Source organism: uncultured Anaerovibrio sp. (assembly GCF_947302755.1).
Lineage (GTDB): Bacteria > Bacillota > Negativicutes > Selenomonadales > Selenomonadaceae > Anaerovibrio.
In genome coordinates this window covers 1-9,216 of sequence record NZ_CAMYWM010000099.1, presented here as the reverse complement: position 1 = coordinate 9,216, position 9,216 = coordinate 1, and the positions used below count along the sequence as shown (strand labels likewise).

Below are 9,216 nucleotides of genomic sequence, written 5' to 3'. Positions count from 1 at the left end.
CGTAAAGCCCTGGGTAAAATTCAACTAAATTCAGATGGAGTTAAAACTCCACCTGGATAAGTTATCATTTTATAGGCCTTGACTAAATCAGGAATGCCCATTGGTCTCATGGTTCATCAGCTCCACATTAACATTGAGGGTATTCTTCCACATTGCCTGAATGGATGCGGCAATAGCCTTATTTACCTCATTGGTGTTATAACCGGAAGCCTCCAGCAGCTTCTTGGCCTGGGCACCATCCTCCACTGCCAGGGAACCGCTTTCCTTGGCAAAATCCTTGCCATTTTCTACAACCTTATAGAATGAATTTACTTCATTCTAAATGATTATACTCCAATAATCAAAAATTTTCTATTATCATTTGTACCAGCTAACAGAGCTTTACTAGATAACAATCCATGTGAGCCTAGCGCTCCCCCGGGCAGGTCCCATTTCCCTGCTATTGTAGGGGGATTTGACTAAAATTTTCCTTTGAAATATTATTAAATCAGGAAAATACCATAAAAAGAGGGGATATGTTTATGACTGATAGAGACTTTTATATTGAGGAAATTTCACCGGAGCTCTTTGCCAAAATGGAGGGCAAATCCTTTGCCAGGCATTGTACGCTGCCGGTGGCCGAGCTGCGATATCTTCATTTTTTGCATAAAAATCTTCAGGGAGAAACCCTGACAGGGGAGCTGGTCTGTAATTTTCACATTGCCGAACGTCTTTTAAAGATTTTTAGGCAGCTCTATGAATGCGGCTATCCCATGGAGAAGTTTCGGCTTATTGATGAATATGACGCCGATGATGATAAATCCATGGCAGACAACAACGGCTCCTGCTTTAATTTTCGTCTTGTAGCCCATACCAATCGGATATCAAAGCATGGATTGGGATTAGCAGTGGACATCAACCCCCGGTACAATCCCTATATAAAAACCCTGGAGGATGGCAGTATTTATATTGTGCCGGACAACGGCAGGGAGTATTGCGACAGGGATAAGGAATATCCATACAAAATAGAAAAGGATGATATTTGCGTTCGTCTCTTCAAGGAAAACGGCTTTGAATGGGGCGGTGACTGGGATGAGGAAAAGGACTACCAACACTTCCAAATCCCCGCCGCCCAAATCGCAAAATGGTACCCACCCCTTGATTGAAGGGAGAGAAAATAATTCGGAATTCGTAATGCGGAATTTAGGTTAATTTGGAATGCGGAATTCGTAATGCGGAATTTAGGTTAATGCGGAATGCGGAATTCGTAATTCGTAATTCGTAATGCGTAATTAAGCCTTCCCCTTGCGACGCGAATGAGGTGTTCCTGAAGGGGGAATGGCCGGGGATATTTGCTTTCACACGACAGAGCTGCTAAAAATATTCTTTTGCTTTAAATTACATAGCTGGAAAAATTATAACTCGCGTTGCTCAGACAGATAATTTTTCCAGCTAATTTTAGTGGGCAAAAAATATTTTCTTTACGCATCTCGTCTATTGTTCAAGCTAATTATCCCCGGCCTGTGCAAAGCCTTCCCCTAGCGACGCGAATGCAATGAGCTAGTCCCGTAGGGGAGGGGAAGCCCTTTCAGGACTAGCTTCGCGTCGGTGTACCGTCGCAGACGGTGGATGAGGTGGTACAAATGCCTTCCCCTAGAGGGGAAGGTGTCACGCCCTGCGTGACGGATGAGGTGTTCCCGAAGGGCTTATATCAGTTTTACAACGATTGAAAAATTTTCCCTATGGTAAAATTTGAGCAATGGCGTTATAATTAAATCGTTTGTTAATCAAATATTAAATTACCGACAAGGAGTTTTTCTGATGAGCTTAACCGCAAATGATATAAACTACGTGCAGGAGCATATTCGTCTGGTAGATAATTTCCCTAAAGAGGGGATTAAATTTGTGGATATTACAACAACCCTAAAGGATGCCAAGGCCTTTGGCCTGACCTTGGACTTTATGAAGGAGTCCCTGCAGGGGGAGCAGATTGATTTGATAGTTGGGCTGGAGTCCCGGGGCTTTATTTACGGCGCGGCCCTGTCAGCGGCTATGAACGTAGGCTTTGTGCCTATTCGTAAGCCGGGCAAATTACCAGCTGACGTTGTAAGCGTGGATTATGATTTGGAATATGGCCAGGATACCATTGAAATGCATACAGATGCCATTAAGCCGGGCCAGCGGATTTTAATTGTGGATGACCTGTTGGCTACCGGCGGTACGGCTGATGCGGCCTCAAAGCTCACTAAAAAGGTTGGCGGTAATATTATTGGTGCAGTATTTTTCATTGAACTGACTACCCTTGGCGGCCGCCGGAAGCTGGAAAAGGATGGCATTAAGGTAACCTCCATGCTTCAATATGATTTGGACTAAGGGGGCAGCAGTTTTATGGTGCTTATAAAGGTTAAGAAGCTGATGGCTTTCCTGGCTGTCCTGTCTATTATGGTAATTGGCCTATTGGCAGCTGGTTGTGGCTCCAAGAATATTGAGCTTCATGAGGTCAGGGTCAATGGTAATGCCGGTACCCTTATTATAAGCCTGCCCTTTGATTTTAGAAATCCAGCAGCGCCAAAGAGCTTCCCTAATGGTACCACCATGTGTACCAGCGTGGAGCATAACAGTGATTTTGATGTTTCCATTATGAGTATTCACTACGATGGGGCCAAATACAAGGAAGCAACTGGTTTAGAATTTAAACCTGACCTTAATAAATTTTCCGATGACCTTTTAAAAACCTATAAGAGCAAGCGCAAGGCCACCGGCGGTCAGCTTGAAAATACCAATATTGCCGGGGAACCAGCCAAGACAGCTGTTTTGGACGGCACCAGCAATGATATTAAGATTAAGACCAGGTTTATTTCCTTCTTTAAGGGGAATGAGCATTGGTGCATTACCATATCCTACAAGGCCGATGATGAGGATTATGAGAAGGCTGCAGATAAGATGGTGGAAAGCATTCATTTTTAACGTATTTAAACACTTAATAATTTGAAACGGGACTGGCAGCATGGTCCCGTTTTTTCATCTATATTAATTTTTTTAACCGAACTGAAAATATGGGATGGACTGATATTGTGCTACTGGCTGACGTTTATATAAATATTCCAATAAAAAGCATATCCCAGGCATATACCTATATTGTGCCGACGCGTCTCAGCTTTCTTACAGTTGGCTGGCGGGTTATTGTGCCCTTTGGCGGGCGATCCATTGAGGGCTTTATTGTCTCTGTCAGAAATATGGACGAAGGCAGTATCAAGGGCGATTTCAAGCTTAAAGAAATAAAGGACACTCTAGATGAAGAAGCCTGGTTTACTCCGGAGGTTATTAAGGCGGCCCGGTGGATGGCGGATTTTTACCTGTGCTCTGTGGGGGAAATGATGCGGCTGTTTATTCCCGGCAAAGGTGGTGCCCACATTCAATTGGCTTATGAGGCGATGGCAGCTGATGATAGCAATGTACTGCTCCAGGTTGAGGCCTATCGCCGCGTGTATGAGGCAGTACAGGTGTCTGGTATCGCTAAGAAACGAGAAATTAAGGAACAGCTGATAGCTGATGACCATGCGGAAGTGGCTGAGGGCTTGGACAATATTTTGGAGAAGCTGTTGCAATATGGTGCCTTAAAGCGGGTTTATGACGTAGACAATAAAGCCAAGGCCGCCTATGAAACGGTTTATGTAACTGCAAGGCCGGTAACAGAGGAGCTTTTGGCCAATTTTTCCCGTAAGCCGGCCCAGAAAAAGGCCCTAAGCTTTATTTTGGCCCACCAAAAGGATAATGAGCTAATCCTTACGGCTGATGTATTTAAGCAGCAGAAGGTGTCTCCGGCTGTCTTAAAGGCGTTGACGGACAACGGCATTCTGCGGAAGGAGCAGCGACGGATTTACCGTGACAGCTATGCCTTATCGGAGCAGTCCCATCAGGACGTAGAGCTAACCACAGAACAGCAGCAGGCGGTGGAGGGGCTGGCCCAGGCAATATGCGCCAAGGAATATAAGGAATTCCTTCTGTATGGCGTTACGGGCAGCGGCAAAACCCAGGTATATATCGAAGCCGCCCAACGGGCCAGACAGCTGGGACGACGGGTGGTGGTGCTGGTGCCGGAAATTGCTCTGACCGGTCAGGTGGTGCAGGCCTTTAAAAGCTATTTTGCCCATGATATCATCGTTATCCATAGCCGATTATCCATTAATGAACGCAACGATGCCGTTTTGCGGGTGCGCCGCGGTGAGGCCGGGATTATAATCGGGGCCCGTTCGGCCCTGTTTACTCCAGCGGATAATATTGGTTTGATTATCATGGACGAGGAGCAGGACAATTCCTATAAGCAGGATGAATCCCCGCGGTATCACGCCCGGGTGGTGGCGCAGGAATTGGCGCGGATTTATGGGTCCACCCTCCTGTTAGGCAGTGCAACTCCCTCTTTGGAAACCTATCATAAGGCCCAAATGGGTCAATGTACCATGCTGCGCTTATCTAATCGGATTGGCAATAAGCCTCTTCCCCAGGTGACCTGCGTGGATATGCGTCAGGAGCTGAAAAAGGGACGGCGAAATATTATCAGTCACCCCTTGCGCCTTCTTATTGAAGACACTATCTCCAAGGGTGAGCAGATGATTATTATGCTGAACCGCCGGGGCTTTGCCACCTTTGTGATGTGCCGCTCCTGTGGCGAGGTTATCCGATGTCCCCAGTGCACCATGCCCTTGGTTTATCATAAGGACAAGCGGCTCATGTGTCATCATTGTGATATCAGGGTGCCGGTGCCGGATGTGTGTCCCAAGTGCGAAAGCCGATACATTAAATATTTCGGCTCCGGTACAGAGAAGCTGGAGCAAGAGCTGAGAAGCCTGGTGCCTCAGGCCCGTGTTATCCGCATGGATCGGGATACCACCACAGGGAAATTCGGCCATACAAATATTATTAATCGGTTCCGCAGCAGGGAATTTGATATACTTCTGGGCACCCAAATGGTGGCCAAGGGCCACGATATTCCCAATGTTACTGCCGTGGGGATTATCAGTGCGGATTCGGCCCTGAATATGCCGGATTTCCGGGCCGCAGAGCGGGTATTTATGCTGATACCGCAAACGGCGGGTCGGGCTGGCCGGTAATGTAATAGTCCAGAGCTATTCCCCGGATCACAATGCGGTGCAAAGCGGTATAAAGCAGGATTATCAGGCTTTTTATGATGAAGAAATGAAGCTGAGGGAAAGCCTTTTCTATCCCCCCTTTTGCCGTATTGTTAAGCTGATAGTACACAACGAAAAACCGGAGGCTGCCCGTCAGCAGGCTCAAAATATTAAGGATAATTTCCTAAATAATTTCGGTTACACCCCTCATCATCAGATTATCGGCCCGGCCCCGGCCATGATTCCTGCCTTTAAGGGCGTATACCGTTTTTCCATGCTGATAAAGACCGATGATTTACCGGCGGTAAATCACTTTCTGCGGGAGCAGGGAGTCCACCGTGATATGAATGTATTAATCGACATTGACCCGATTACAACATCCTGATTGGAGCAAGTATGAATAAAGAATTATTGGAAAACAAGCTGACAGCAGCTTATGAATACTTTAAAAATATAAATCATACCCGCAATATGAACCATGTCCGTCATCTGGCCCAGAAGCTTACGGACAAGAAATATGGTATTGCCTTTGCCGGCCATTTTTCCGCCGGAAAATCCCGGCTTATAAATGCCTTTTTAGGAGATAATATACTGCCCTCCAGCCCAATACCGACCTCGGCCAATCTGGTAAGGGTTTATAAGGGGGAGGACTATGCCCGGGTGTTTTTCAGCAAGGGAAAGCCCCGGAAATATCTGGCTCCCTATGACTATGACCTGGTTAAGAGCTATTGCCGGGATGGGGCTGCAGTGTCCTGTATAGAGCTTAGCTATTCCAAGCTCCATATTCCCGAAGGGGTGGAGATAATGGATACTCCCGGCATTGACTCAGCTGATGACGCTCATCGGCTGGTGACCGAGGATGCCATTCATTTGGCGGATATAATTTTCTATGTCATGGACTACAATCACGTTCAATCGGAGCTGAATTTTACCTTTACCAGAGATTTGACCAAGGCCGGTAAGGAGGTTTATCTGGTCATCAATCAGATCGATAAGCACCGGGAAAATGAGCTGTCCTTTGCCACCTTCCAAAATTCGGTATACAGGGCCTTTGAAGGCTGGGGGGTACAGGCCAAGGGGATTTACTTTATTTCAGCCAAATATCCTGATGCGCCCCACAACCAGTATGAGGAGCTGATGGCTCTGCTGGAGGATAAGATTGCCCACCGCAATGATAATCTTGAAGCCTCCATTTATGCCTCCCTGACCAGAATTATTACAGAATATATTAAGGCCAGGGAAAAAGCCTCTGAGGAGCGGAAAAGGGAAGCAGGGGCAAGCCTTGAGGGAATACCGGCCGAGAAGCTGCAGCTGATGCGTAAGGAATATGACAGTCTTTCCCAGGAGCAGCAGGTGCTTAATGAGGATTGGGAGGAAGCCTATAAGTCGGGCATTGCCAAGATATTGGATAATGCCTATCTTATGCCTACCTCCACCCGGGACTTGGCCCGGGATTATCTGGAGGCCTGCCAGCCCTCCTTTAAGGTGGGCTTCTTTGGTCGGGGCAAGAAAACTGAGGCCGAGCTGGAACGCAGAAAGCAGCTGTTTTTTAATGATGCCTCGGAAAAGGCCAAAACCCAGATCGAGTGGCATTTAAAAACCTTTTTATTGGATTTTGTCCGCCAGCATAATGTGATCAACAAGGAGCTGCAGGACACAATCCAGGCCCTGGAAATTCTCCCGCCCCAGGAGCTGCTCACCGAAGCCATGCGCTCCGGGGCCAAGCTTACCCAGGATGGCAGCTATGTAATGAATTATACCCTTAACTTTGCCGAGGGCATAAAAAATGTGGCCCGCACCCGGGCCGCAGATATAAAGAATATTTTCGACGGTCTGTTAAACAATCATCGGGGCCAGCGCATGGAGACTATCGGCTCCCGTTTGCAGGAGATGGAGAAATACCACAGGGGGTGGAGTGCCATTGACGATTTGGAGGCGGAAATGTCCCAATTGTCCCAGGAGCTTGGTGATATGCTGTCCTGCCAGGAAATGGTGGAAACCAGGGAAGCTATTGCGGAAATTTCATGCGTGGACATTCCTGACGAGGAAATAATAGCCCCGGAAGCAGCGTTAGAGCAAAATAATACTTCTACTATTAACATAGGTAATAAGAAAGATGGCGGTGATACGGCCCAGGCTGATGAATCAAGACCGTATGACCTTAATAATGAAGCTGCTGAACCGATGAATATTTTTAATGCCTCCGGTACCGAAAAATTAAAGGAAATGGCTATCAGGCTTAATAAAGCTGCCGCGCTGATTGACAAAATACCAGGAGTGGGCCAACTGGCTCAGGAGCTAGGTGACAGGGCTGAACGCCTTAATAATAAAGGCTTTTTGGTAACGCTGTTTGGTGCCTTTAGTGCAGGCAAGTCCTCCTTTGCCAATTCGTTGTTGGGCGAACGCCTGCTGCCTGTGTCACCCAATCCAACTACGGCGGCCATCAACATGATTTTGCCGGTGGATGAGGGGCACCCTCATGGTACAGTGGCTATTAAGCTGAAATCGGAAAAAATGCTGCTGGATGATTTGTTAAGGGCCTTTAAGCCATTCGATATGGCACCGGCCAGCCTGCAGGAGGCGGCCACCTTGGCCAGGGAGGCCATGAATAAGGGAGGAAGCACCCATCAGAAGGAGAAATCCTTCCTGGCAGCCTTTCTACGTGGCTTTGGGGCTGTGGAGGACCAGCTGGGAGATGTATTTGCCAGTGATTTGCAGGGCTTTGGGGAATATGCCGCCCAAGAGGATAAGTCCTGCTTTGTAGACTGGATTAAGGTATATTATGATTGTCCGCTTACGGCTAAGGGGATAACCCTGGTAGATACCCCGGGAGCTGACTCCATCAATGCCCGTCACACCAATATGTCCTTTAACTTTATCCGTCAGTCCGATGTGGTGCTGTATGTTACCTACTATAATCATGCCTTTGGCAAGGCGGACAGGGAATTTATTATTCAGATGGGCCGGGTAAAGGATTCCTTCCAGCTGGATAAGATGTTTTTTATCGTCAATGCCATTGATTTGGCGGAGGACCAGGATGAAGCTGACCATGTGGTGAATTATGTCCGCAAGCAGCTAAAATCCTACGGCGTATCCAAACCCCAGCTCTTTGCCCTGTCCTCCCAGGAGGTACTGGAGGAACGGGAAGCTGGCAACACCACGCCAACCGAATTTGAAAACGCCTTTTATAATTTTGTGGTAAATGACTTAAATGATATAGCCCTGTCCGCCGCCCGTCAGGAATTTGACAAGGCCCTGGAGCGCATCTGCGACCTTATAAATATAAGTAAAAGCGACAGCAGACAAAGGGTTCAACGCCTGGCTGAATTAAAGGCTATTCAGCGGGAAATTGGCCGTGTGCTGGGGGATTTGCGCAATACTGAGCTGGTGAAGGGACTGGAGCAGGAGGCCTCGGAGCTGATTTATTATGTAAAGCAGCGGGTATTCCTCAGATACCTTGATTTCTTCCGTGAGTCCTTTAATCCGGCTACCCTGAAATCCGGGGGCAATGCCAATGACCAGCTAAAGGAGGCTCTCGACCAGCTTCTGGAAAGCATTGGCTTTGATTTGGCCCAGGAGCTGAGGGCCACCAGCCTTAGAACGGACAACTATATAAAAAAATCCCTGCTAAAATTTCAGGAGCACACCAATCAGCAGCTTGCCCAAATCAGCAATGAATTTACCCTGTCCCTTAAGGAATACAGCTATGAAAATCAGCTGAATTTTCAGCAGGCCTTTGTGGGGGTGAGCCGTGACATATTTGCCAAGCCTCTTTCTATCTACAAAAATCCAAGGGATTTCTTCGAGGAGGGTGCCTCCAAGCTGATGGCCGAAGAAATGGAGGTTATACTGTCCAAGCTGGCTGATGATTATCTGGAACAGGAAAAATCCAAGCTTCTAACTCAGGAAACCGAAGCCCTTTGCGGCCTATACGAGAAGGTGTGCCAACGTTTCAGCCACCGCCTTAAGGAACGTCTGGAAACCAATATAAAAGCCCTTGACGGCGGCCTGGATATTCAAGAGCTGGAGCAGGTGCATAACCAGCTTGTGGCGTTATAACGAGCTTTAAGATGTCCCCCACCTCTTTAGGTGGGGGAAAACAAACTAC

General features: G+C 47.5%; 5 protein-coding genes and 1 pseudogene. 5 read left to right on the top strand and 1 reads right to left on the bottom strand.

Annotated elements, in window-relative coordinates; all coding sequences use genetic code 11:
* Positions 1-87: 87 nt before the first annotated feature.
* Entirely contained in the window at positions 88-246 is a 159-nt protein-coding gene (locus tag Q0Y54_RS09470) for a hypothetical protein (RefSeq protein WP_297966824.1), read from the bottom strand.
* Positions 247-521: 275 nt separating this feature from the next.
* Between Q0Y54_RS09470 and Q0Y54_RS09465 the strand changes: the two genes are divergently transcribed.
* From Q0Y54_RS09465 to Q0Y54_RS09445, 5 genes and pseudogenes are all read left to right on the top strand, one after another.
* A complete protein-coding gene (locus Q0Y54_RS09465; protein ID WP_297966822.1) occupies positions 522-1,145 on the top strand; it encodes a M15 family metallopeptidase in 624 nt (207 codons plus the stop codon).
* 655 nt (positions 1,146-1,800) lie between these two features.
* Positions 1,801-2,352, top strand: a complete 552-nt coding sequence (locus Q0Y54_RS09460) for an adenine phosphoribosyltransferase (protein ID WP_297966820.1) — start codon at positions 1,801-1,803, stop codon at positions 2,350-2,352.
* A 15-nt stretch (positions 2,353-2,367) separates the two neighbouring features.
* Positions 2,368-2,946 (top strand): hypothetical protein, encoded by a 579-nt coding sequence (locus Q0Y54_RS09455; RefSeq protein ID WP_297966818.1) that lies wholly within the window; start codon positions 2,368-2,370, stop codon positions 2,944-2,946.
* Positions 2,947-3,053: 107 nt separating this feature from the next.
* Positions 3,054-5,493 (top strand): annotated as a pseudogene (gene priA / locus Q0Y54_RS09450) (primosomal protein N').
* Between the two features lie 11 nt (positions 5,494-5,504).
* Positions 5,505-9,167, top strand: coding sequence for a dynamin family protein (locus Q0Y54_RS09445; protein WP_297966816.1), 3,663 nt, complete (start codon positions 5,505-5,507; stop codon positions 9,165-9,167).
* Positions 9,168-9,216: the final 49 nt, after the last annotated feature.